Genomic DNA, 22,262 nt, shown 5'->3' on the forward strand with positions numbered 1-22,262 from the left:
TGATCGTTATTCGTTCCGGCGCAGGCCCCGCCGGACCGGGTCAGCGGGGGCGGTCGCGGTCCTTGGAGGGCTGCACCCGCTTCGGCTCGCCGGGCATCTTGGGGTGGTCCGGCGGGTACGGCAGGTCGCCCTGCCCGGCGGCGGCGTCCCGGTCGGCCCACTCCAGCAGCGGGGTGATGTCGTAGGCGGTGTCGTCGATGCCGGCGTGCGGGTCGCCGCGCTCGGCGAGCCGGACCGGGACGCTGCGCAGGTCGAAGTCGTCCGGGTCGACGTCGGGCAGCTCCGCCCAGTCGACCGGGGTGGAGACGGTGGCCCGGGCGTTGGCCCGCAGCGAGTACGCGCAGGCGATCGTGCGGTCCCGGGCCATCTGGTTGTAGTCGACGAAGACCCGCTGACCGCGCTCCTCCTTCCACCAGGCGGTGGTGACCAGCTCGGGGCGGCGCCGCGCCAACTCCCGGGCCAGCGCGATGGTGGCCCGGCGCACCTCGGTGAACGTCCAGCGGGGCTGGATCCGCAGGTAGACGTGCAGGCCCCGGCCGCCGGAGGTCTTCGGCCAGCCGGTGGCGCCCAGCTCGTCGAGGAGGGCGCGCAGCTCACCGGCGGCGGTCGCCGCGTCGGCGAAGTCGGTGCCCGGTTGCGGGTCGAGGTCGATCCGCAGCTCGTCGGGGCGGTCGACGTCGGCGGCCCGGACCGGCCACGGGTGGAACACGACGGTGCCCATCTGGGCGGCCCAGGCGACGTGGGCGAGATCCGCCGGGCAGAGCTCGTCGGCGCCGCGCCCGCTCGGGAAGGTGATCGTGGCGGTCTGCACCCAGGGCGGCACGCCCCGGGTGGGTATCCGCTTCTGGAAGAACATCTCCCCCTCGACGCCCTCCGGGAAGCGTTGCAGGGTGGTCGGCCGGGACCGCAGCGCCCGCATGATGCCGTCGCCGACGGCGAGGTAGTAGTGGAAGACCTCGGCCTTGGTGAAGCCGCGCTGCGGAAAGATCACCCGGTCCGGGCTGGTCAGCCGGACGGTGTGCCCGGCCACCTCGATCTCGGTCACCGTCGCTTTCGCGCTGCCTGCCATCCCGCGACCATATGCGACGCCTCCGACGTCCGGCGTACCGTTGACGGGTGAGTCTTGACGAGAACGAACTGCCCCGCACCGAGGACGAGTGGCGGGTCCGGCTGAGCCCGGAGGAGTTCCGGGTGCTGCGCGAGGCCGGCACCGAGCCCGCGTGGACCGGCGAGTACGTGGACACCAAGACCCGCGGCGTCTACCACTGCCGCGCCTGCGGCCTGGAGCTCTTCTCCAGCGACACCAAGTTCGACTCGCACTGCGGCTGGCCGAGCTTCGACGACGCCATCCCGGGCCGGGTCAAGGAGATCGAGGACCGCAGCCTCGGCATGAGCCGGACCGAGATCCGCTGCGCCCGGTGCGACAGCCACCTCGGGCACGTCTTCCACGGCGAGGGCTTCACCCCGAAGGACACCCGGCACTGCGTCAACTCGGTGTCGATCCGGCTCGAGCCGAAGTAGGACCGCGCCCGGCGGGGAGGCGACCGGTCAGAGCAGCAGCAGGCTGCCCCGGTCGTCGACCCGGTCGGCGGAGTCGTCGTCGAGCCAGACGCCGCCACTGGCGAGGTAGCGGAACCGGTACTCGCCCGGGCCGAGCTTGACGGTCACCGTCCGGGTGCCGTCGCGGCGGGTGACCAGCTCGTGCCGGCCGGGCTCCCAGCCGTTGAAGCAGCCGACCACGCTCACCGTGCCGGGCGGCGCGTCCCGGGGCAGGCAGAAGGTGACCCGGGTCTGGTTGCCGAAGAGCTTGTTGCGCTTGATCACGTCGTCCTCCGGGATCGAGGCGGGTTCACCAGGCCCAACGCGTGACACGCCGGGGGCGAAACGCCGTACGGCCGGATCGGATCGCGGGTTTTCGCCCCACCGGCCGCGCGATGGCCCACGCTGGGGGCTACCTGTCCTGATTCGGGGGTTTTCATCGTGGCTACCTGTGAGGTCTGCGGCAACGACTACTGGATGGCGTTCGAGGTGCGCACGGTCAGTGGGGACGTGCACACCTTCGACTGCTTCGAGTGCGCGGCGCAGAAGCTGGCGCCGGTCTGTGAGCACTGCCAGGTCAAGATCCTCGGCCACGGGGTCGAGGTCTCCGGCCGGTTCTTCTGCTGCGCCCACTGCGCCCGAGCCGAGGACGCCCAGGGCGCGGAGATCCGCGACGCGGTCGGCGCCCGCCCGGCCTGACCCCGGCCCGCGGCCCGCCCTACCATCGCGGGATGCCGCAGCCCACCACGCGCGTCGCCCGCTTCGCGGAGCTGGACGCCCGGACCTTCCACGACCTGCTCCGGCTGCGGATCGACGTGTTCGTCGTCGAGCAGGCCTGTCCGTACCCGGAGCTGGACGGCCGGGACGTCGAACCGGGCACCCGCCACCTCTGGCTCGAGCACGACGGGGCCGTCCTGGCGTACCTGAGGATCCTGGCCGATCCGGACGGCGTGGCGCGGATCGGCCGGGTGGTGGTGGCGCCGGCGGCCCGCGGCGGCGGGCACGCCGGGCGGCTGATGACCGAGGCGCTGCGGCTGGTCGGCGACCGCCCGTGCGTGCTGGAGGCCCAGTCCTACCTGGTCGACTTCTACGCCCGGCACGGCTTCACGGTCACCGGGCCGGAGTACGTCGAGGACGGCATCCCGCACGTCCCGATGAGCCGGCACGGCTGGCTCGGCCAGGTGCGCTGACGGGTCGCCAACGTAACGCCTCGGCCATCGATGCCGCTGAGCCCTCCGGTGAGATCAATCGGAGGGACCAGAACCTTGAAGTTAACGGGGATCCGCTGGAGCCGTAGGGCGGCCGGCATCGGGGCTGCCATCGCGGCCACCGCCGTCGCCAGCGTCGGCGCGGTGGTCGCGGTGGGCTTCGGCGGCGCCACCGCCGAGTGGGCGGCCGCCGGCGACGGGCCGGTCAAGACCGCTCTGCACACCGTCGACTTTCCGGCCGCGAACGGCCGGGAGGCGAGCGTTCCACGGCGGGACACCGAGCCCTTCGCCATGGTGGGCGTGACCTGGGCCGATCCGAAGACCGACTTCAAGGGCTCGATCGCCGTGCGTACCCGGGCTGTTGCCGGCGGCTGGTCGGACTGGCGGAAGCTGGATGTCGACAACCACTTCGGTCCCGAGCCGGGCGCGGAGTCGGTGGACGGCAAGGCCCGCGGCGGGACCGACCCGTTGTGGGTCGGCCGGTCCAACGGGGTCGAGGTGCGGGCCGTGACGGCGTCCGGCCGGAGCACGGACCGGCTTCCGGCAGGTCTGCGCCTGGAACTGGTCGATCCGGGCCAGCCGGCTCGCCGCAAGGCGGGGGCGGCGGGCACCGGCCGCGGCGAAGCGGGCCGCTTCCAGCCGGTCGCCGCCGTGCGGGCGCTGGAGCCGACCCCGACCGACCCGACCCCGACCGATCCCACCCCCACCGATCCCACCCCCACCGATCCGACCCCGACCGATCCGGTCCCGAGCGAGCCGATCCCCACCGAGACGGCTCCGACCACGACGGCTCCCGCGCCGTCCGAGACGACCGCGCCAGCACCGACCACCACCTCGGCCCCGGCCCCGAGCACCGACCCGACCTCCGCATCGCCCTCGCCGAGCCCGACGGTCGCGGTGAACCCGATCCCGGTGCCGAGAGTGACCAGCCGCGCCGATTGGAAGGCTGACGAGTCGATCGTCACGGACCCGCCGACGTACGGCACCACGGTCGATGCCTTCTTCGTCCACCACACCGCGGGCGGCAACACCTACAGCTGCGCTGATTCGGCGGCCATCGTCCGAGGCATCCAGGTCTACCACGTCAAGAGCAACGGCTGGAACGACATCGGCTACAACTTCCTGGTCGACAAGTGCGGCACCGTCTTCGAGGGTCGCAAGGGTGGCATCGACAAGCCGGTGACCGGGGCGCACACCTACGGCTTCAACACCAACAACGCGGCGATCGCGGTGCTCGGCACCTACATCACCTCCGGCGTCCCCGCCGTCGTCCAGGACGCCATCGCGCACGTGGCGGCCTACAAGCTCGGGCAGTACGGCAACGACCCGGCCGGCAGGGTGACGCTCATCTCCGGCGTCGACGGCAAGTACGCCCTCGGTGAGTCCGTGACGATGGACCGCATCTCCGGCCACCGGGACGCCGTGGCGACCGAGTGCCCGGGCGACTCGCTCTACGGCCAGCTGGCGATCATCCGGAACAAGGCGGCCAGCGTCTCCGGGTTGACCCTCACCGGTCTCAGCGCGAACAAGTCCGGTTCCACCTACTACACCAGGGGCTCATTCACCGCCTCCTGGTCGGTGAGTACGCCGACTGCCCTCATCTCGCGCTTCGAGGTGCTGGTGGACGGACGGGTCGTGGCGACCGCGGCGGCCACCGCCCGCTCGGTGGGCGTCACGGTCACCCCGGGTACGCACACGCTCCAGGTGCGGGGCGTGCACCGCCTGGGGCGTACCGCCACCACCGCCGGCCAGACCGTCATCGGTGACACCACGTTGCCGACCTTCCCGCGGGCGCCGGAGATCTCCCTGCGTACCGGCACCGTGAACACGACGGGCGTACCGGTGACGCTCAGCTGGCAGCCGGCGGACAACGTCGCGCTGCGCACGGTGTCCCTCACCGCGCCGAGCCCGCTCACCTTCGCGACGACGACGCGCAGCTGGTCCGTGACCGCCAAGCCCGGCGTCGCCACGACCTGGTCGATGCGCGCGGTGGACTGGGCCGGCAACGCGGGAACCGCGGCCACCAGCCGGACTCCGGTGCTGGTCGCCGATGCCTCGGCCACCCGCGCGGGCACCTGGTCCACCACCTCGAGCAGCTCCTACCTGGGTGGCAGCGCGTTGACCTCGACGGCGAAGAACGCGTCGCTGAAGTGGACCTTCACCGGCCGGTCGGTCTCCTTCATCGCCAGCCGCACCTCCACCTCCGGCCAGGTCTACCTCTACGTGGACGGCGTGAAGGTCGGTACGGTCGACCTGCGATCCGGCACCACCGCCCATCGCCAGGCCGTCTGGACCAGGAGCTGGAGCACCGCCGGCACGCACAGCGTCTCCGTCGTGGTGGTCGGCACCTCGGGCCGCCCGCGGGTCACGACGGACGGGATCGCCGTCGTGAAGTGACGCCGTACGGCGACGGGCCCCGGAGGATGCTGCGGGGCCCGTCGCCGTACCGGCCCGACCGGCGGGCCCGCGCCGGGCGTGGCTAGACCAGGCAGTTGACGATGTCGGCGACCGACCGGCGGCGACCGGTGTAGAACGGGATCTCCTCCCGGACGTGCCGGCGGGCGCCGGAGGCGCGCAGGTCCCGCATCAGGTCGACGATCCGGTGCAGCTCGTCGGCCTCGAAGGCGAGCATCCACTCGTAGTCGCCCAGCGCGAACGAGGCCACGGTGTTGGCCCGGACGTCGGGGTAGCCGCGGGCCATCTTGCCGTGCTCGGAGAGCAGCTCCCGCCGCTCGGCGTCGGGCAGCAGGTACCACTCGTACGACCGGACGAATGGGTAGACGCAGAGGTAGGGCCGGGGCTCCTCGTCGGCGAGGAACGCCGGGATGTGGCTCTTGTTGAACTCGGCCGGCCGGTGCAGCGCCATCTGGGACCAGACCGGGGTGAGCGCCCGACCCAGCGTGGTCCGGCGGAACCGCAGGTAGGCGTCCTGGAGCGCGTCGCTGGAGGGAGAGTGCCACCACACCATGACGTCCGCGTCGGCGCGCAGGCCGGCCACGTCGTACACGCCGCGGACCGTGACGTCCTTGCCGGCCAGCTCCTCGAAGAGCGACTCGACCTCGCCGCTGACGTTCTCCCGCAGCGCGGGCAGCGGGCTGGTGGCCCGGAACACCGACCACATGGTGTAGCGGATGCTGGCGTTGAGCTCCTTGAGCCGGGCCGCGTTGGTCTGCTCGGTCATTGACCCGATCCTTCCAGTGCTTCGATGATCTGCTCGGCCGCCGTCTCGCCGGAGCGGACGCAGACCGGGATGCCGACCCCGTCGTGACCGGCCCCGGCCAGGGCCAGCGTGGGGTGGCTGGCGTGCAGCGCCGCCCGGGTGGCGGCGAGCCGGTCGAGGTGACCGGGGGCGTACTGGGGCAGCGCGCCGCCCCAGCGCTGCACGTGGGTGGCGACCGGCGGGGGCAGCGGGGTGCCCAGCACGGCCGACAGCTCCCGGTGCACGGTGGCGACCAGGTCGTCGTCGGTGAGCTGGAGTGAGGTCTCCTCGCCGTACCGGCCGACGGAGGCGCGGACCAGGGCGATCCCGTCCGGCCGGGCCAGGTGCCCCCACTTGGTGGTGAAGAAGGTGGACGCCTTGATCAGCAGCCCCTCGGTGGCCGGCACCAGGAAGCCGGAGAGCGCCGGCAGGGCGGGCTCCGGCAGGGCCAGGGTGATCAGGGCGACACTGGCGTAGTCCAGGTCGCCGACGGTCGCGGCGACCTCGGGGGCGACGTCGGCGAGCAGCCGGGCGGTCGGCCGGGCCGGCACGGCGAGCACCACCGCGTCGGCCTCGACCAGCTCCGGGTCGCGGGTCGGCCCGATGGTCAGCCGCCAGCCGTCGGCGCCGGGGGTCAGTTCGCGGACCGCCGCGTCGCGCCGGATCGTCGCGCCGCTGGCCGTGGCCGCCGCCTCGACCAGCCGGCTGAGCCCACCGGCCACGGTGCCGAAGATCGGCCGGGCCGGGCCACCGGTCCCGGCGGCGGCCTGCGCGGTCCGGGCCGAGGCGGCCTGCGCCGCCCGTACCGCCGCGGTCAGGGTGTGCTCGACGCGCGCGGCGCGGGCCAGCGCGGGCATGGTCGTCACCAGCGACAGGTCGTCCGCGCGGCCGGCGTACACCCCACCCAGCAGCGGGTCGACCAGGCGGTCCACCACCTGGTCGCCGAACCGGGGGCGGACCAGCGCGCCGACGGCAACGTCGGAGTCCGCGCCGAGCAGCGGGCGGCCACCGTCGCGGTCGGCGTCCGCCGCCGGCGACGCGACCGCCGCCACCTTCGCCAGGTCCCCGGGTACGCCCATCAGCGTGCCGCCGGGGATCGGGTGCAACCCGCCATCGACCGCGAGCGCGGCCTGCCCGACGGTCGGGTGGACGATGTCGTCGGCCAGGCCCAGCCGGTGGGCCAGGGTCACGGCGGCGGAGTCGCCACCGGTGGCCGGGTCGCGCATCAGGAACGACTCGGCGCCGAACTCCACCGGCTGGCCCAGCAGCTCACCGGTGCGCAGCTTGCCGCCGAGGGCGCCGGACTGCTCGTACACCGTGATCTCGGTGCCGGCCGGGGCGCGGTCGCGTAACCGGACGGCGGCGGCCAGCCCGGTGATCCCGCCACCGATCACCGCGATCCGCCAGGGCTGCCGCATCGTCGTCCTCCCTAGTCGGCCGGTCGCGCGGACACCTCGTGCACCAGCGCGACCACCCGGGTCAGCACGTCGGGGTCGGTCTCCGGCAGCACGCCGTGACCGAGGTTGAACACGTGGCCGGGGGCGGCCCGACCCTGCTCCAGGATCCGCCGGACCTCGGCCTCCACCACCGACCAGGGCGAGAGCAGCACGGCCGGGTCGAGGTTGCCCTGCACCGCCCGGCTCTTGCCGATCCGGCCGGTGGCCACGTCCAGCGGGGTACGCCAGTCCACGCCGACCACGTCGGCGCCGGCCTCCCCCATCGCGCCGAGCAGCTCGCCGGTGCCCACCCCGAAGTGGATCCGGGGCACCCCGGCGTCGGCCAACCCGGCCAGCACGGCGGCCGAGTGCGGCAGCACGTAGCGGCGGTAGTCGGCCTCCGACAGCGCGCCGGCCCAGGAGTCGAAGAGCTGCACCGCGGAGACGCCCGCGTCGACCTGCACCCGCAGGAAGGCCAGGGTCACCTCGGCGAGCCGGGAGCAGAGCGCGTGCCAGAGCTCCGGCTGGCCGTACATCAGGGCCTTGGTCTTCGCGTGGGTCCGCGACGGGCCGCCCTCGACCAGGTAGCTGGCCAGGGTGAAGGGGGCGCCGGCGAAGCCGATCAGCGGGGTGTCGCCCAGCTCGGCGACGAGCAGCCGGACCGCCTCGTCCACGTAGGACACGTCGTCGCGGCCGATCGGGCGGATCCGTTCGACGTCCTCGGCGGTGCGCACCGGCTCGGCCACCACCGGGCCGGTGCCGGCCACGATGTCCAGGTCGACGCCGGCCGCGGCGACCGGCACCACGATGTCGCTGAACAGGATCGCGGCGTCGACCCCGTGCCGGCGGACCGGCTGGAGGGTGATCTCGGCCACCAGCTCGGGGCGGCGGCAGGACTCCAGCATCCCGACGTTGGTCCGGATCTCCCGGTACTCCGGCAGCGACCGGCCGGCCTGGCGCATGAACCAGACCGGGGTGTGCGGGACGGTCTCACGGCGGCAGGCGCGGACGAAGGGCGAGTCGGCCGGCCCGCCGGGGCGGGATTCTCCGTCTCGGGCGGCAGTGCCCGCGGTCTCGGTGCTCATCGCGGCAATCGTGCCACGGGGTCGGGCGCGGCCAGCGGGCAGCGCCGCCTTTTGTGACCCGCGCCCGCCCGACCGCCCGACCGCCGCCCCGGCGGGAGGCGCGGGAGCGCTTCGGCGCGCCGTTGCGCCGGGCGGTCGGTGGGGCGGCATAGGCTGCCGGTCATGGCCCCCCCGATCGCGCTCCCGGAGACCTTCACCCGCGCGGTCGCCGGGCTGCGGTCGGTCACCCCCCGGGCGGAGATCGTGCTGGAGGAGGTGGGCGCTCCGCAGCGCCTCGCCCCGTACGCCTTCGCGCTCTCCGCCACCGTGCTGCGCGACGAGGAGGAGGTGGCCACCGGGCGGCTGATCCTGCTGCACGACCCGGCGGGGCACGAGGCCTGGCAGGGCACCCTCCGTCTGGTCACCTACGTGACCGCCGAGCTGGAGGTCGACCTGGCGGCGGATCCACTGCTGCCGGGGGTCGGCTGGACCTGGCTGACCGACGCCCTGGAGGCGCACGACGCCGGCTACCGGGCGGCCGGCGGCACCATCACCCAGACCATGTCGACCCGGTTCGGCGAGCTGGCCGGGCCGCCCGCCGCGGGGGACATCGAGATCCGGGCGTCCTGGACGCCGCTCGGCGCGGACCTCGCCGCGCACCTGCTCGCCTGGTGCGCGCTGCTCGCGTCGACGGCGGGGCTGCCCCCGCCCGGGGTGACCGCGCTGCCCGAGCGCAGGCCGGCCGGCGCGGCCTGAGCAGCGCCGCCGAGCTGCCCCGACGCGACGAGTCAGCCGGATTGTCCGGCGCCGTCCGGTGGACCGCCGGCCACCCGACCGACACGCGCCCGACCGGCTGCGCACACCGGATGGCGCGGCGCACTAGGGTTGTCAGGTGACCGACGAACCACCCCTGCGCCGTCGGGCCGCCGAAAGCCGTACGGGAGACGCCTCGCCCTCGGCCGCGCCGGAGCCGGAGAACGTGGGGACCGACCAGCCCAGCGGCGGTCCCGTACCGCTGACCGCTCCCCGCGACGGCACGCCCCAGCCGGTGGCCACCCCGCGCGAACTCGACGAGGTCGTGGCCCGCTTCGCCGCGGGCACCGGCCCGGTGGCCCTGGACGCCGAGCGCGCCTCCGGCTACCGCTACAGCCAGCGCGCCTACCTGGTGCAGCTGCGGCGGGAGGGTGCCGGCACGGCGCTGATCGACCCGTTGCCGCTGGCCGACCTGACCGTGCTCGACGAGGCGATCGGCGGGGCCGAGTGGGTGCTGCACGCCGCCAGCCAGGATCTGGCCTGCCTGGCCGAGGTGGGGTTGCGCCCGCGCCGGCTCTTCGACACCGAACTGGCCGCCCGCCTGGCCGGCTTCGAGCGGGTCGGCCTGGCCGCGCTCACCGAGCAGCTGCTCGGCTACAGCCTGGAGAAGCACCACTCGGCGGCGGACTGGTCCAGCCGGCCGCTGCCGGAGTCCTGGCTGACCTACGCCGCGCTGGACGTGGAGATGCTGGTCGACCTGCGCGACGCGCTGGACGAGGAGCTCCAGCGGCAGGGCAAGTCGGCGTGGGCGGCCGAGGAGTTCGCGGCGCTGGTGCGCAACGGCGCCCGCCCGCCCCGGGTGCGCGCCGAGCCGTGGCGGCGCACCTCGGGCATCCACCGGGTGCGCGGGGCGCGGGCCCAGGCCCGGGTGCGTTCCCTCTGGTACGCCCGGGACCAGATCGCCGCCCGCCGGGACGCCGCCCCGGGGCGGGTGCTGCCGGACTCGGCGATCGTGGCCGCCGCCGAGCTGGACCCGAAGGACGAGCGGACCCTGCTGACCCTGCCCGGGTTCGGCGGCCGCTCGGTGCGCCGGCTGGCGCGTACCTGGCTGGCGGCCCTGGACGACGCCCGGCAGCTGCCGGAGGACGCCCTCCCGGCGACGCCGACGGTCGAGGGGCCCCCGCCGCCGCACCGCTGGGCGGAGCGGGACCCGGTGGCCGCCGGCCGGCTGGCCCGCTGCCGGGAGGCGGTGGTCCGGATCGCCGGTGAGCACAACCTGCCGCCGGAGAACCTGATCGCCCCGGACTCGATCCGCCGGCTGGCCTGGGTCCCCCCGGAGGAGATCACCGAGGACACGGTCGCGGAGACCCTGCGCACCTTCGGCGCCCGCGAGTGGCAGCTCACCCTCCTGGTCCCGGACCTCACCGCCGCCCTCCCCACCCCCGCTCCCTGACCGCCCTCCGGCCCGTCCCGCCCGCCGGGACGCCAGGTCGCGTGTGTGGGATGGGCCACACGGGGGGTGGTGACGGGGTTGGTTACTGGCGAGTAGCATCCGAGTCAAATGCCAGTGCCGGCTAGGAGGCTCCAAGTGCCCCGTGAAGTCAGGGATGTCGTCTTCGTCGACGGCGTCCGTACCCCCTTCGGCAAGGCGGGTGGCATGTACGCCAACACCCGCGCCGACGACCTGGTGATCCGCTGCATCCGCGAGCTGCTGCGTCGTAACCCGCAGCTGCCGCCCGAGCGGGTCGAGGAGGTGGCCATCGCCGCCACCACCCAGATCGGCGACCAGGGCCTCACCATCGGTCGCACCGCCGCCCTGCTGGCCGGCCTGCCCAAGACCGTTCCCGGCTACTCCATCGACCGGATGTGCGCCGGCGCGATGACCGCGGTGACCTCCGTCGCCGGCGGCATCGCCATGGGCGCCTACGACATCGCCATCGCCGGCGGCGTCGAGCACATGGGCCGCCACCCGATGGGTGAGGGCGTCGACCCCAACCCGCGGATCATCTCGGAGAAGCTGGTCGACCCGTCCGCCCTGGTCATGGGCGCCACGGCGGAGAACCTGCACGACCGGGTCCCGCACATCACCAAGCAGCGCACCGACGCGTTCGCGCTCGCCTCGCAGCAGAAGACCGCCAAGGCGTACGCCAACGGCAAGCTCCAGGACGACCTGGTGCCGGTCGCCATCCGCGACGACGAGAACGGCTGGGGCCTGGCCACGGTCGACGAGGCCCCGCGGGACACCTCGCTGGAGAAGCTCGGCAGCCTGAAGACCCCGTTCCGCCCGCACGGCAAGGTCACCGCGGGCAACGCGGCCGGCCTGAACGACGGCGCCACCGCGAGCCTGCTCGCCGACGAGGCGACCGCCCGCGAGCTGGGCCTGCCGATCGCCATGCGGCTGGTGTCGTTCGGCTTCGTCGGCGTCGAGCCCGAGGTGATGGGCATCGGCCCGATTCCGTCGACCGAGAAGGCGCTGCGCATCGCCGGCCTGACCATCGACGACATCGGCCTGTTCGAGCTGAACGAGGCGTTCGCCGTGCAGGTGCTCGCCTTCCTCGACCACTTCGGCATCGCCGACGACGACCCCCGGGTCAACCCGTGGGGCGGCGCGATCGCCATCGGTCACCCGCTCGCCTCCTCGGGCGTTCGGCTGATGACCCAGCTGGCCCGGCAGTTCGCCGAGCACCCCGAGGTCCGCTACGGCGTCACCGCCATGTGCATCGGCATCGGCATGGGCGGCACGGTCATCTGGGAGAACCCGAACTGGGAGGGTGGAGACAAGTGAGCGCGCTCGCCGCACCGAACGAGGTCGTCACCCGGGCGCTGCTGCGCCAGGTGAACGTACCGGGGCTGGACCGCCCCGCCGCCCTGATCACCCTGGACAACGGCTTCGACCACACCAAGCCGAACACCTTCGGCCCGGCCGGCCTGACCAGCCTGGACGAGGCGATCACCGCCGCGCTGGCCGCGAACCCGGCGTTCATCGCGGTCACCGGCAAGCCGTACATCTTCTGCGTCGGCGCCGACATCGTCGGCCTGCCGGCGCTCGCCGACCGCGAGCAGGCCCTCGAGGTCGGCCGGCTCGGCCACCGGGTCTTCGCCCGGCTCAAGGACAGCCAGATCCCGACCTTCGCCTTCGTCAACGGCGCGGCGATGGGCGGCGGCCTGGAGCTGGCCCTGCACTGCCACTACCGGACGCTCTCCGGCGGCGCGGCGGCGCTGGCCCTGCCCGAGGTCTCCCTCGGCCTGGTCCCCGGCTGGGGCGGCACCCAGCTGCTGCCGAACCTGATCGGCATCCCCGCCGCCACCCAGGTGATCATCCAGAACCCGCTGATGCAGAACAAGATGCTCAAGCCGAAGCAGGCTGCCGAGATGGGCATCGCGGACGTGCTGCTCGAGCCGGCCGACTTCCTGGAGCGGTCGCTGGAGTGGGCCGCCGGTGTGGTCCGGGGCGAGGTCACCGTGACCCGGCCCGAGGTCGACAAGGACATGTGGGCGGGCGTGCTCTACTTCGCCCGGCAGACCCTCGACCAGCGGCTGCACGGTGCGGTGCCGGCCGCGTACAAGGCGCTGGACCTGCTGGAGACGGCGAAGGACGCCGACTTCGCCACCGGCACCGCCGCCGAGGACGAGGCCCTGGCCGATCTGGTCTTCTCCGAGGAGCTGCGCAGCGGCCTGTACGCCTTCGACCTGGTGCAGCGGCGGGCCAAGCGGCCGGCCGGCGCGCCGGACAAGGGCCTGGCCCGGCCGGTCACCAAGGTGGGCATCGTGGGCGCCGGCCTGATGGCCAGCCAGCTCGCCCTGCTCTTCGCCCGCCGCCTCCAGGTGCCGGTCGTCATGACCGACCTGGACCAGTCGCGGGTCGACAAGGGCGTCGGCTACGTGCACACCCAGATCGAGAAGGCCGTCAGCAAGGGCCGGATGGACAAGGGCACCGCCGCCAAGCTGTACGGCCTGGTCAGCGGCTCGGTCGACAAGTCCGTCTTCGCCGACGCCGACTTCGTCATCGAGGCCGTCTTCGAGGACCTGAACGTCAAGAAGCAGGTCTGGGCCGAGCTGGAGAAGATCGTCAAGCCGGAGGCGGTGCTGGCGACGAACACCTCGTCGCTGTCGATCACCGCGATGGCCGAGGAGCTGGAGCACCCCGAGCGGGTGGTCGGCTTCCACTTCTTCAACCCGGTCGCCGTGCTGCCGCTGCTGGAGATCGTCCGCGGCGAGCGGACCGACGACGTCACGCTGGCCACCGCGTTCGCGGTCGGCAAGCAGCTGAAGAAGTCCTCGGTGCTGGTCAAGGACGCCCCGGCGTTCGTTGTCAACCGGCTGCTGACCCGCTTCCTCGGCACGGTCTTCGCCGCCGTCGACGCGGGCACCCCGCTGGACGTGGCGAACAGCGCGCTGGACCCGCTGGGCCTGCCGATGCGCCCGCTCGCCCTGCTCCAGCTGGTCGGGCCGGCCGTCGCGTACCACGTGGGCGGCACCCTGCACGAGGCGTTCCCGGACCGGTTCGCGGTCAGCGAGAACCTCAAGCGGATCGCCGAGTCCGGCCAGCCGATCGTCGTCGACGACCAGGTCAACGACGAGGTGACCAAGCTGCTCGTGGTCGGCGACCAGCCGCTCACCGCCGAGCAGGTGCGCCAGAACGCGCTCGATGCGCTGGCGCAGGAGATCCGGCTGATGCTCGACGGGGGTGTCGTCGCCGAGGCGCAGGACATCGACCTGTGCATGATCCTCGGCGCCGGCTGGCCGTTCCACCTGGGCGGCGTCACGCCGTACCTGGACCGGACCGGCACCTCCGAGCGGGTCGCCGGCCGGCGGTTCCTGCCGCGCGGTGCGGCCAGCCTGCCCGCCTGATCCATTCCACACCCCCGCGATCGCGGTGGTCGGAGCGTCCACACCGGACGCCCCGGCCACCGCGATCGTCGTTACGGGTGCCGCCTACGGTCGGGAACGGGGCAGCGGGACCGGGCCTCGGCTGGCTACCCTGACCCGTTCTCTTCTTCGCCTGGAGCTGATCTGATGTCCTCACCGCCGGTGGATCCGTGGTCCGCGCAGCCGGAACACGGCCCGCCCCACGCACCCCACCCCCAGCCGTACGGCGGGCAGCCCGCGCCGCCGCCGTCCGGCGAGTGGCCGACCGCGTCGTACCCGACCACCCCGACCCCGCAGGGCGGTGGCTGGGGGCCCGCCCCGGCGCCGGGCGGTCACCCCGCCGACCCCTACCCCACCCAGCCGTACGGCGGCTACCCCTCGCAGGGTCACCCGGGCCCCGGTCCGGACGCCACGCAGCCGTACGGCGGTTACCCCTCGCCGGGTCACCCCGGCCCCGGTCCGGACGCCACGCAGGCGTACCCGGGATTCCAGGGCGCGCCGTTCGGCGCGCCGGTGGGGCCGCCGCCGGCGCCCGCGCCGAAGAAGTCCCGGCTGCCGCTGATCCTGTCGCTGGCGCTGGCCGGCCTGCTGGTGCTCTGCGTAGGTGGAGGCGGGCTGGTCTTCGCCGCCTTCTCCGGTGACGACGACGACCCGGCGCCGCTGGCCAGCGGCGGGCCGTCGGCCAGCCGCGGCGCCACCCCCGCGGAGACGGCCACCGCCGCACCGACGCCCAGCGAGACGGAGGAGACCCTCGGCCGGGTCCGGCTGGTCACCCCGAAGACCCTGGCCGGCCGGGCGAAGAGCACCGAGCCGGAGCTGCGTCGGCTCGCCGACCAGATGAACCGGGACATGAGGTCCACCGTCCGCAACGAGACCGGCGCGATGAGCGGCTTCTACGGCAGCGCGGAGAAGCGCAACCTGGTCATGGTGGCCGGGGCGTCCGGCCCGGTCATCCTTCCCGAGCAGGAGCTCGACGAGGCCATCGACGGGCTCGAGACCACCCTGGCCGTCAAGAAGATGACGGCGATCAGCCCGGGCCCGCTGGGCGGCGTGGCGAAGTGCGGCGACGGCAAGGCGGCCGGCATCGCGCTGGGCGTCTGCGTCTGGGCCGACCACGGCAGCGTCGGCATGATCATTATGTACTTCTCGTCGGCCCGGAAGGCGAAGGCCGAGTTCGTCACGATTCGGGGTCAAATCGAGAAGCGGTCCTGACGGCGGACGGTCCCGGCGGCCTGTGTGGAGGCCGGCCGCCGGGACCCTCCTGTCCGGACGGATGAGTCACCTTCGGCTCGGGCGGGGCGGCGGGACCAGAGCGGGTCTGGCTAAGATCACGGTCTTTGTCACGTAGACCTGGAGCTGACCTGATGTCCCAGCCGCCGGCCAATCCCTACCCCTCTCAGCCGGAGAGCGGCGCGTACCCGCAGCCCGGCGGTCACCCGTCGCCGCAGGACCCGACGTTCGCGGCCCAGCCCGGCCAGCCCTACGGGGAGCCGCCCGCGCCGGCCAAGAAGAAGTCCGCCCTCAAGATCGTGCTGATCGTCCTCGCCGTGCTGCTGGTGCTCTGCGTCGGCGGCGCCGCGATCGCCGCGTTCGCCTTCAAGGACGAGGTCAAGGAGGCGGTCGACGCGACCAACACCAAGGTCGTCGCGCCGACCACCCTGGCCGGCCGCAAGCAGATCACCGACCCGGAGCTGAAGGCGCTCTCCGACCAGATGGTCACCGAGATGAAGTCCTCGGTGCAGAACGAGAGCGGCGCGGTCGGCGCCTTCTACGGCGACCCGGCCAAGCAGGACCTGGTCATGATCGCCGCCGCGTCCGGCCTGCTGGCCGACCCGAAGAAGGAGCTGGACGACGCGGTCAAGGGGCTCTCCACCGAGCTGGCCGTCAGCAACATGACCGCGGTCGACGCCGGTCCGCTCGGCGGCGAGGCCCGTTGCGGCGACGGCAAGACCGAGCAGGTCCCGCTGGGCGTGTGCCTCTGGTCCGACAAGGGCAGCCTCGGCATGGTCGTGATGTTCTTCAAGTCCGCCGACGCGGCCAAGGCCGAGTTCGCCACCATGCGCGGGCAGATCGAGCAGCGGTCCTGACCCGTACGGCGTGAACCGGGCCCCGTCCACCGTGGTGGACGGGGCCCGTTCCCGTCAGCCGGCCGTGGCGGCGCGTTCCGCCTCGCCGCGGCACACGCAGAACTCGTTGCCCTCCGGGTCGGCCAGCACCACCCAGCCGGTGCCGTCCGGCCGTCGGCGGTCGGTCACCAGGCTCGCGCCGTGCCCGAGCAGCCGCTCGACCTCGGCGTCCCGGGTTCGCTCGGTGGGCTCCACGTCGAGGTGGAACGCGCCCTTGCCGTGCCGTTCCTCGACGCGGACGAAGAGCAGGTCCGGGCCCTCGCCGGGCGGCGCGAGCAGGACGGCCTCCGGGTCACCCGGGAAGTCGTCGTCGTGCAGCCGGCGGTCGAGCACCCCGGACCACCAGGTGGCGAGGGTGTAGGGGTCGTCCGATTCGACGGTGACGCATCTGATCCGTGCGGTCACGGTGTTTCCTCCGAATGGAATGGAGGCGCCCCGCGGATGGTCAGCGGTGGTCGGTGCGGGGCGCGGGACAGGTCATGGTGGACATCGCCGCACCCCCTCTCATCGGCTCGGGCTGACCGGACGATCATGTCAGCCGCCGGTCACGTCTGACAAGCCCCGGTTCAGCTCAGCAGCGCCCCGGCCACCGCCAGGGTGACCATCGACAGCGCGGTGGTCGCGATGACCGTCTCCCGGGCCACCGCCTGACCGCCGCCGTACTCCCGGGCGAAGATGTAGGTGTTCTGGGCGGTGGGCAGCGCCGCGCACACCACGAGGGCCAGCAGATCGGCCCGGCCGACCCCGGCCAGCAGCCCCACCGACCAGGCGACCAGCGGCTGTGCCAGCAGCTTCAACCCGGACAGTACGGCCACCTCGCCCTTCCCGCCGGGGCGGGGGCCGGCGCCGGTCAGCGACAGCCCGAGCGCGACCAGCGCGGTCGGTACGGCCGCCGCGCCGAGCAGCGCCAGCGGCGCGGCCACCAGCTGCGGCGGCTGCCAGTCCAGGCCGGAGCAGAGCGCGCCGAGGGCCGGTCCGGCGATCACCGGGTTGCGCAGCGGCAGGGTCAGCAGCCGGCCCGGGCGCAGCGGCCGGCCGGCGCCGCGGTCGAGCAGCACCAGGATCACCGGGGTCACCACCAGCACCTGGAAGAGCAGCACCTCGGTGAGGAAGGCGGCGTCGCCGAGCACCTGCAACGCCACCGGGATGCCGAGGTTCGCCGAGTTGACGTACCCGGCGGCCATCGCCGCGATCGTGGCCTCGCCGACGGGCCGGTGGCGCAGCACCGCGCCGAGGACGAAGGCCACTCCCATGGTGACGAAGGTGCTGACGGCGAAGGCGGCGAGGGCCCTCGGGTGCACCGCCAGCCGGGTCCGGGAGAGCGTGGTGAACAGCGCCGCCGGCATGGCCAGGCGGAAGACAAAAGCGCCGAGCACCCGCTCGGCCTCCGCCCCCAGCAGCCGCCGTCGACCGATCCACCAGCCGAGCCCGGTGAGCACCCAGATGGGTACGAAGGCGGCGAGCACCCGAGCAGCCTACGCAGTGGCCCGCCGGGGCTACGGCCGGGCGACCGGCGGGACGGCACCCGGACGGCCGGCGGGCGCGGCGACCGTGGCGTCTGCCGACGGCAGGGTCACCGTCACCTCCAGCCCGCCGCCCTTGCGGGCGTCCACCTGCGCGGTGCCGCCGTGCGCGTCACAGACCGCCCGGACGATGGAGAGTCCCAGGCCGGAGCCGCGCGCCCCGGTCCGTTCCCGGCCGCCCCGGCGGAACGGCTCGAACAGCCCCGGCACGTCGGCCTGGTCGACCTCGAAGCCGGTGTTCCCCACCACCAGCCAGGAACTGCGCCCGTCGGTGCCGGTCCGCACCCACATCCGCCCGTTCAGGTGGTTGTAGCGGACCGCGTTCTCGATCAGGTTCCCGGCCAGCCGGTCCAGCAGCCCGGGGTCGCCGACCACCGGGGCCGGCCGGAGCGACGTCTGCACCCGCAGCCCGATCCGCTCCACCTCGCGGGCCACCGCGGAGAGCGCGTTGGCCGTACCGGTGGCCAGGTCGCACTCGGCCCGGCGGGCCAGCCGCCGGCCGGCCTGCGCCTCGCTGCGGGCCAGCACCAGCAGCGCGTCCACCAGTCCGTTGGCCCGCTCGGAGGCGTCCCGGACCACGGTGGCCATCCGGCGGTACTCGGCGGTGTCCGCCTCGTCGTCGCTGAGGGTCACGTCGATCTCGGTCCGCATCACCGCCAGCGGGGTCCGCAGCTCGTGCGAGGCGTTGGCGACGAACCGTCGCTGCGCCTCGAACGCGGCGGCGATCCGGTCCAGCATCGCGTCGAAGGTACGGGCCAGCTCGGCCACCTCGTCGTCCGTGCCGGACCAGCCGATCCGCTGGTCGAGGGTGGCCTCGCCGAGGCGCCGCGCGGTCGCGGTGACCTGGCGCAGCGGGCGCAGGGCCCGGCCCGCCACCAGGTACGCCCCGGCGACCCCGACCACGCTGATCGCCAGCAGCGCGACCAGGCCCTTGAGCAGCAGTTCCTGCGACGCGGCGTCGACCAGCTGGCGCTGCCACACCGCGGCGTCGAGCGAGCGGCCGTCGGCCAGCAGCACGGTGGTGCCCGGCCGCAGCTCGTCGCTGGGCCGCAGCGCGTCGCGGACCAGCAGCCAGGCCAGCCCCACCAGGATCGCCCCCGCGCCGACCAGCAGCACCCCGTTGAGCAGGGTCAGCCGCAGCCGCAGCGTGGGACGCAGCCGCGCGCTCACGAGTTCACCGTTCGGTAGCCGGCGCCGACCACCGTCTCGATCAGCTGCGGGTCGCCGAGCTTCTTGCGCAACGTCATGACGGTGACCCGGACGATGGTGGTGAACGGATCGGTGTTGGCGTCCCAGACCCGTTCCAGCAGCTCCTCGCTGGAGACCACCGCCCCGCGCGCCTTGACCAGCTCGCAGAGCACGCCGAACTCCTTGTTGGTCAGGTCGACCGGGGCACCGCCCCGGGTGACCACCCGCCGGGCCGGGTCGATGACCACGTCGGCGACCGCCAGCACCGGCGGGGCGGCCGGGGTGGCCCGGCGGCCCAGCGCCTGCACCCGGGCGACCAGCTCGTCGAAGGCGAACGGCTTGGGCAGGTAGTCGTCGGCGCCCAACCCCAGCCCGGCCACCCGGTCGGCGACCGAGTCGCTGGCGGTGAGCATCAGCACCCGGGTCAGCGTGCCGGAGGCGGCCAGGTCGGCGCAGATCTGGTCGCCGTGCACCCCGGGCAGGTCCCGGTCGAGCACCACCACGTCGTACCGGGTGACGAAGGCGGCCTCGTGGCCGGCGTCCCCGTCGTACGCCACGTCGACCGCCATCCCCCGCTTGCGCAACCCGCGCGCGATCGCGTCGGCGAGGTTCCGCTCGTCCTCGACCACCAACACCCGCATCCGGACCTCCTCGCCGACCTGCCCGACAACCTAGTGCCGGTTGCCAAGCTCACCGGTGGGCCACCCCCGCGGCCGGCGCGATCACCCCGGCGCGCCGAGCGGTCGGGCCGAACCGGTCGGTCGGGCGGAGGGGTCAGCGGGTCAGCGGGTCAGCCGCCAGAGTCGCAGCTCGCCGGTGTGCCCCCAGCAGACCATCGCCCCCCGCTGTGCGGAGCAGAGATCACCGGCCTCCGGCACGACGTCCCGGAGCCGGATCGCGCCCTCGGCGTCCAGCTCACCGACGAGGTGGCGATCACCGGCGAGCGGGCGGGTCAGCAGCAGCGGCCGTGGGAGCCACGGTCCACCGAGCAGTCGCCACCGGCCCAGGTCGGCGGTGACCCGGCCGGTCGCCGGGTCGAGCAGGGCGAGCTGATCGCTCTCGCCGGCGCGGGCGGCCAACAGCCGGTCACCGACCCGGAACGCCGGGGCCCACTGTTCGCCCGCCCACCGGGGCCGCCCGGTGGCCGGGTCCAGCACCCGCATCCCCCCGTTCGGCCGGCCCACGCAGACCGCGCTGTCACATTCGTACGCGAACGGGGCCGGCCGGTCGTACGGCAGCTGCCAGCGCCGCTTCCCGGTGTCCAGCTCGTACGCGTCGAGCTGACCCGGTTCGCCGTCGACCAGCAGCAGGTCACCGACCACCTGCGACACCTCGTACGTCTCGTCCCGGGCGGCTGGCACCCGGAAGGCGAACCTTCGGACGCCGGTGGCCGGGTCCCGGATCTCGACCCGGCCACCGTCGTCGACCACCACGATCGCCGCGATCCGCGGGCCGGCCATCCGGTACATGACCATCCCGAACGGCATGGCCGCCGTCCAGCGGACCGCCCCGGACACCGGGTGCACCCGGCGCAGGATCACCTCGCCGGTGGTGTTCGTGTTCAGCAGCAGCCCGCCGTCGCCGGTCGGCACCGCCACGCCGGGCTGCCGCCAGCGCACCCGCCCGTCGCCCCGGTCGAGCAGCACGCTCTCCTGCCCCCGGCCGGTGTCGAGCGAGACCACGACGCCGTCGGCCACGGTGTCGAACCCGGCGAGCTGCGCGCCGCCCGGCAGCGCCCAGGTCCACCGCTCCCGGCCGTCGGCGAGCGCCAGGGCGTGCAGCCGGCGTGCCGGCAGCGACCCGCCGCCCGTGCTCTCCACCAGGACGAGCAGCTCGCCGGCGACGAGGAAGGCCGGTTCGGGGAGGGTCCGGCTGACCAGCCGGACCGGCCGGTCGGGCGGGGGCGCCGCCGCCACCAGGGAGAGCAGGGCCAGCAGCCCGGCCACGGCGACCCGCAGTGGACGACCGACGGCGCGAGGTCGGCGGGGCTCGGGGGCGGGCTGGTCGTCGTGCCGCAGCTCGCCGAGGTCGATGACGGTCACGCGGTCAGCCTCCACAGCCCGTAGGAGTCGTCCTCCCGACGGCAGAGCAGCAGGTCACCGCCGGCCTGGCACTCGCCGGACACCCCGGGCAGCACGTCGAGCACCCGCGCCCGGGCGGTGTCGAGGTCCAGCTCGGCGACGACCAGCCGGCCGTCGGGGGTGGGACGCAACCCCACCAGCCGCCCGTCCGGCGGATACCAGGCGGCCAGGTTCCAGGAGCCGACCTCCCTGATCGGCCGGCCGGTCGCCGCGTCCAGGAAGGCGTACGCCTCCTGGGCTCCGAAGGCCGGCAAGCTGGCCAGGAGCCGCCCCGCCCGCTCGCCGGTGACCGTCCGCCAGCCCGGGGCCCGCCAGCGCACCGTCCCGGTCGCCGGGTCGAGCCCCCACACGCCGCCGGTCTGCCCGTATGCGCAGATCACCGTCCCGCAGTCGGCGAAGCCGGAGATCAGCCCGAGCCGGAGCTCCCAGCGCCGCTCCAGCCCGTCGAGTCCGTACGCGGTGACCCGGGAGGCGTAGTCACGGACCACCAGCAGCAGGTCGTCGACCACCTGCGCCTGCTGGACCACGGGCAGGTCACCGGAGTTGATCGGGGCGCGGCGCAGCAGCAGGCCGGTGCGGGCGTCCCGGACCTCCGCCGGCCCGGTCGCCGGGGTGAGCACGATCCGGTCGACACCGTCGGAGCGGAACCGGTAGCTGGTGGCGCCCGGCACCACCGGCAGGGTCCAGCGGGGCCGGCCGGTGGCCGGGTCGAGGAGGCGGACGCCACGCGACTCGCCCGCCAGATCGTTGATGATCAGCAGGCCGTCCCCCGCCTCGAAGCCGGCACCCGGCTGCTCCCAGCGCGGGCGGCCGGTGGCCAGGTCGAAGGCGAAGGTCCGGAACGGCCCGTCCCGCTGCGCCCCGCTGACGAGGAAGACCAGACCGTTCCAGATCCGGAGGCCGCCGTACCCCCCGGCGGCCGGCACCGGTACCCGCCACAGCGGCGAAAGCGGCCCGGCGCCGGCGGCCGGGACGGCGTACGCGGAGAGCTGGCCGGCGCGGCCGGTCGCCGCGTCCGCCGGCTCGGTGACCAGGAGCCGGTCGCCGGTGAGGTACGCGGCGGAGCCGGACCGGGCCGGCACGGTGAACGGCTCGCGGCGCTGCGGCGGGGCCGCGCCGCCGACCGCCACCAGGGCGAGCACCAGCACGAGCGCGATCCGGCCCGGCCGGCCCACGGTGCCCGATGGCCGGCGGGGCGGCTCCGGCTCGGCGTCGTCGCGCACCTCACCCAGCTCGATGATCGTCACGCGCGCCTCCCCGACCGCCGTCATCGCGC

Annotated in this window: 21 protein-coding genes; 10 read left to right on the plus strand and 11 right to left on the minus strand. The window is 74.2% G+C overall.

The genetic code is table 11. From position 1 onward, the window contains the following. Window positions 1-40: 40 nt before the first annotated feature. Window positions 41-1,069: a non-homologous end-joining DNA ligase gene (gene ligD, locus V6U81_RS06485; protein ID WP_334485445.1), complete on the minus strand. Its 1,029-nt coding sequence runs from the start codon at window positions 1,067-1,069 to the stop codon at window positions 41-43. Window positions 1,070-1,116: 47 nt separating this feature from the next. Between ligD and msrB the strand changes: the two genes are divergently transcribed. Beyond that, entirely contained in the window at window positions 1,117-1,521 is a 405-nt protein-coding gene (msrB, locus tag V6U81_RS06490; RefSeq protein WP_334485447.1) for a peptide-methionine (R)-S-oxide reductase MsrB, read from the plus strand. Window positions 1,522-1,548: 27 nt separating this feature from the next. On the opposite strand, the gene V6U81_RS06495 is transcribed toward msrB, so the two are convergent. After that, on the minus strand, window positions 1,549-1,824 hold the full coding sequence (locus tag V6U81_RS06495) for an early set domain-containing protein (RefSeq protein WP_334485449.1): 276 nt from the start codon (window positions 1,822-1,824) through the stop codon (window positions 1,549-1,551). Window positions 1,825-1,980: 156 nt separating this feature from the next. Between V6U81_RS06495 and V6U81_RS06500 the strand changes: the two genes are divergently transcribed. The 3 genes from V6U81_RS06500 (at window position 1,981) to V6U81_RS06510 (ending at window position 5,144) form a co-directional block, all read left to right on the plus strand. After that, window positions 1,981-2,238: a Prokaryotic metallothionein gene (locus V6U81_RS06500; protein ID WP_334485450.1), complete on the plus strand. Its 258-nt coding sequence runs from the start codon at window positions 1,981-1,983 to the stop codon at window positions 2,236-2,238. 32 nt (window positions 2,239-2,270) lie between these two features. After that, window positions 2,271-2,729 (plus strand): GNAT family N-acetyltransferase, encoded by a 459-nt coding sequence (locus V6U81_RS06505; protein WP_334485452.1) that lies wholly within the window; start codon window positions 2,271-2,273, stop codon window positions 2,727-2,729. Window positions 2,730-2,804: 75 nt separating this feature from the next. Then, complete coding sequence (locus V6U81_RS06510) at window positions 2,805-5,144, plus strand: peptidoglycan recognition protein family protein (RefSeq protein WP_334485454.1); 2,340 nt, start codon at window positions 2,805-2,807, stop codon at window positions 5,142-5,144. A gap of 82 nt (window positions 5,145-5,226) precedes the next feature. Here V6U81_RS06510 and hemQ read toward each other — a convergent pair whose 3' ends face one another. The 3 genes from hemQ to hemE are packed head-to-tail and all read right to left on the minus strand — an operon-like array spanning window position 5,227 to window position 8,467. Continuing rightward, a complete protein-coding gene (gene hemQ / locus V6U81_RS06515; RefSeq protein ID WP_334485457.1) occupies window positions 5,227-5,928 on the minus strand; it encodes a hydrogen peroxide-dependent heme synthase in 702 nt (233 codons plus the stop codon). Next, window positions 5,925-7,364, minus strand: coding sequence for a protoporphyrinogen oxidase (gene hemG / locus V6U81_RS06520; RefSeq protein WP_334485459.1), 1,440 nt, complete (start codon window positions 7,362-7,364; stop codon window positions 5,925-5,927). Before hemG ends, hemQ begins: the two co-directional genes overlap by 4 nt. Window positions 7,365-7,375: 11 nt before the next feature. Then, the gene (gene hemE / locus V6U81_RS06525; RefSeq protein ID WP_334485461.1) at window positions 7,376-8,467 is read right to left on the minus strand and encodes a uroporphyrinogen decarboxylase; all 1,092 of its coding nucleotides are present in this window, start codon (window positions 8,465-8,467) and stop codon (window positions 7,376-7,378) included. A 162-nt stretch (window positions 8,468-8,629) separates the two neighbouring features. Between hemE and V6U81_RS06530 the strand changes: the two genes are divergently transcribed. The 6 genes from V6U81_RS06530 to V6U81_RS06555 all read left to right on the plus strand — a co-directional run bounded on the left by V6U81_RS06530 (window position 8,630) and on the right by V6U81_RS06555 (window position 16,155). Further along, window positions 8,630-9,202, plus strand: coding sequence for a DUF3000 domain-containing protein (locus V6U81_RS06530; RefSeq protein WP_334485463.1), 573 nt, complete (start codon window positions 8,630-8,632; stop codon window positions 9,200-9,202). A gap of 136 nt (window positions 9,203-9,338) precedes the next feature. After that, a complete protein-coding gene (locus tag V6U81_RS06535; protein WP_334485465.1) occupies window positions 9,339-10,652 on the plus strand; it encodes a ribonuclease D in 1,314 nt (437 codons plus the stop codon). A gap of 135 nt (window positions 10,653-10,787) precedes the next feature. Then, entirely contained in the window at window positions 10,788-11,984 is a 1,197-nt protein-coding gene (locus V6U81_RS06540) for a thiolase family protein (protein ID WP_334485468.1), read from the plus strand. Further along, entirely contained in the window at window positions 11,981-14,050 is a 2,070-nt protein-coding gene (locus V6U81_RS06545; protein ID WP_334485470.1) for a 3-hydroxyacyl-CoA dehydrogenase NAD-binding domain-containing protein, read from the plus strand. The genes V6U81_RS06540 and V6U81_RS06545 overlap by 4 nt, the downstream gene beginning before the upstream one ends. A gap of 165 nt (window positions 14,051-14,215) precedes the next feature. Next, window positions 14,216-15,280 (plus strand): hypothetical protein, encoded by a 1,065-nt coding sequence (locus V6U81_RS06550; RefSeq protein ID WP_334485471.1) that lies wholly within the window; start codon window positions 14,216-14,218, stop codon window positions 15,278-15,280. 152 nt (window positions 15,281-15,432) lie between these two features. Further along, window positions 15,433-16,155, plus strand: a complete 723-nt coding sequence (locus V6U81_RS06555; RefSeq protein ID WP_334485473.1) for a hypothetical protein — start codon at window positions 15,433-15,435, stop codon at window positions 16,153-16,155. 54 nt (window positions 16,156-16,209) lie between these two features. Here the strand turns inward: V6U81_RS06555 and V6U81_RS06560 are convergent, their stop codons facing one another. From V6U81_RS06560 to V6U81_RS06585, 6 genes are all read right to left on the minus strand, one after another. Continuing rightward, window positions 16,210-16,599 (minus strand): VOC family protein, encoded by a 390-nt coding sequence (locus tag V6U81_RS06560; protein ID WP_334485475.1) that lies wholly within the window; start codon window positions 16,597-16,599, stop codon window positions 16,210-16,212. A gap of 161 nt (window positions 16,600-16,760) precedes the next feature. Continuing rightward, a complete protein-coding gene (locus V6U81_RS06565) occupies window positions 16,761-17,660 on the minus strand; it encodes an AEC family transporter (RefSeq protein ID WP_334485477.1) in 900 nt (299 codons plus the stop codon). Window positions 17,661-17,690: 30 nt separating this feature from the next. Beyond that, window positions 17,691-18,887 (minus strand): sensor histidine kinase, encoded by a 1,197-nt coding sequence (locus tag V6U81_RS06570; RefSeq protein ID WP_334485479.1) that lies wholly within the window; start codon window positions 18,885-18,887, stop codon window positions 17,691-17,693. Further along, a complete protein-coding gene (locus V6U81_RS06575; protein ID WP_334485481.1) occupies window positions 18,884-19,546 on the minus strand; it encodes a response regulator transcription factor in 663 nt (220 codons plus the stop codon). Before V6U81_RS06575 ends, V6U81_RS06570 begins: the two co-directional genes overlap by 4 nt. A 141-nt stretch (window positions 19,547-19,687) precedes the next feature. Beyond that, window positions 19,688-20,947: an outer membrane protein assembly factor BamB family protein gene (locus tag V6U81_RS06580; RefSeq protein ID WP_334485482.1), complete on the minus strand. Its 1,260-nt coding sequence runs from the start codon at window positions 20,945-20,947 to the stop codon at window positions 19,688-19,690. Next, the gene (locus tag V6U81_RS06585; protein ID WP_334485484.1) at window positions 20,944-22,233 is read right to left on the minus strand and encodes an outer membrane protein assembly factor BamB family protein; all 1,290 of its coding nucleotides are present in this window, start codon (window positions 22,231-22,233) and stop codon (window positions 20,944-20,946) included. The genes V6U81_RS06580 and V6U81_RS06585 overlap by 4 nt, the downstream gene beginning before the upstream one ends. Window positions 22,234-22,262: the final 29 nt, after the last annotated feature.

Origin of the sequence: Micromonospora lacuserhaii, assembly GCF_036902735.1 — a bacterium.
Taxonomy (GTDB): domain Bacteria; phylum Actinomycetota; class Actinomycetes; order Mycobacteriales; family Micromonosporaceae; genus Micromonospora.

Coding starts and splice junctions, on each gene's coding strand:
- ligD (WP_334485445.1), bottom strand. CDS start 1,069: ATGGCAGGCAGCGCGAAAGCGACGGTGACCGAGATCGAGGTGGCCGGG.
- V6U81_RS06505 (WP_334485452.1), top strand. CDS start 2,271: ATGCCGCAGCCCACCACGCGCGTCGCCCGCTTCGCGGAGCTGGACGCC.
- hemQ (WP_334485457.1), bottom strand. CDS start 5,928: ATGACCGAGCAGACCAACGCGGCCCGGCTCAAGGAGCTCAACGCCAGC.
- hemG (WP_334485459.1), bottom strand. CDS start 7,364: ATGCGGCAGCCCTGGCGGATCGCGGTGATCGGTGGCGGGATCACCGGG.
- hemE (WP_334485461.1), bottom strand. CDS start 8,467: ATGAGCACCGAGACCGCGGGCACTGCCGCCCGAGACGGAGAATCCCGC.
- V6U81_RS06530 (WP_334485463.1), top strand. CDS start 8,630: ATGGCCCCCCCGATCGCGCTCCCGGAGACCTTCACCCGCGCGGTCGCC.
- V6U81_RS06550 (WP_334485471.1), top strand. CDS start 14,216: ATGTCCTCACCGCCGGTGGATCCGTGGTCCGCGCAGCCGGAACACGGC.
- V6U81_RS06555 (WP_334485473.1), top strand. CDS start 15,433: ATGTCCCAGCCGCCGGCCAATCCCTACCCCTCTCAGCCGGAGAGCGGC.
- V6U81_RS06575 (WP_334485481.1), bottom strand. CDS start 19,546: ATGCGGGTGTTGGTGGTCGAGGACGAGCGGAACCTCGCCGACGCGATC.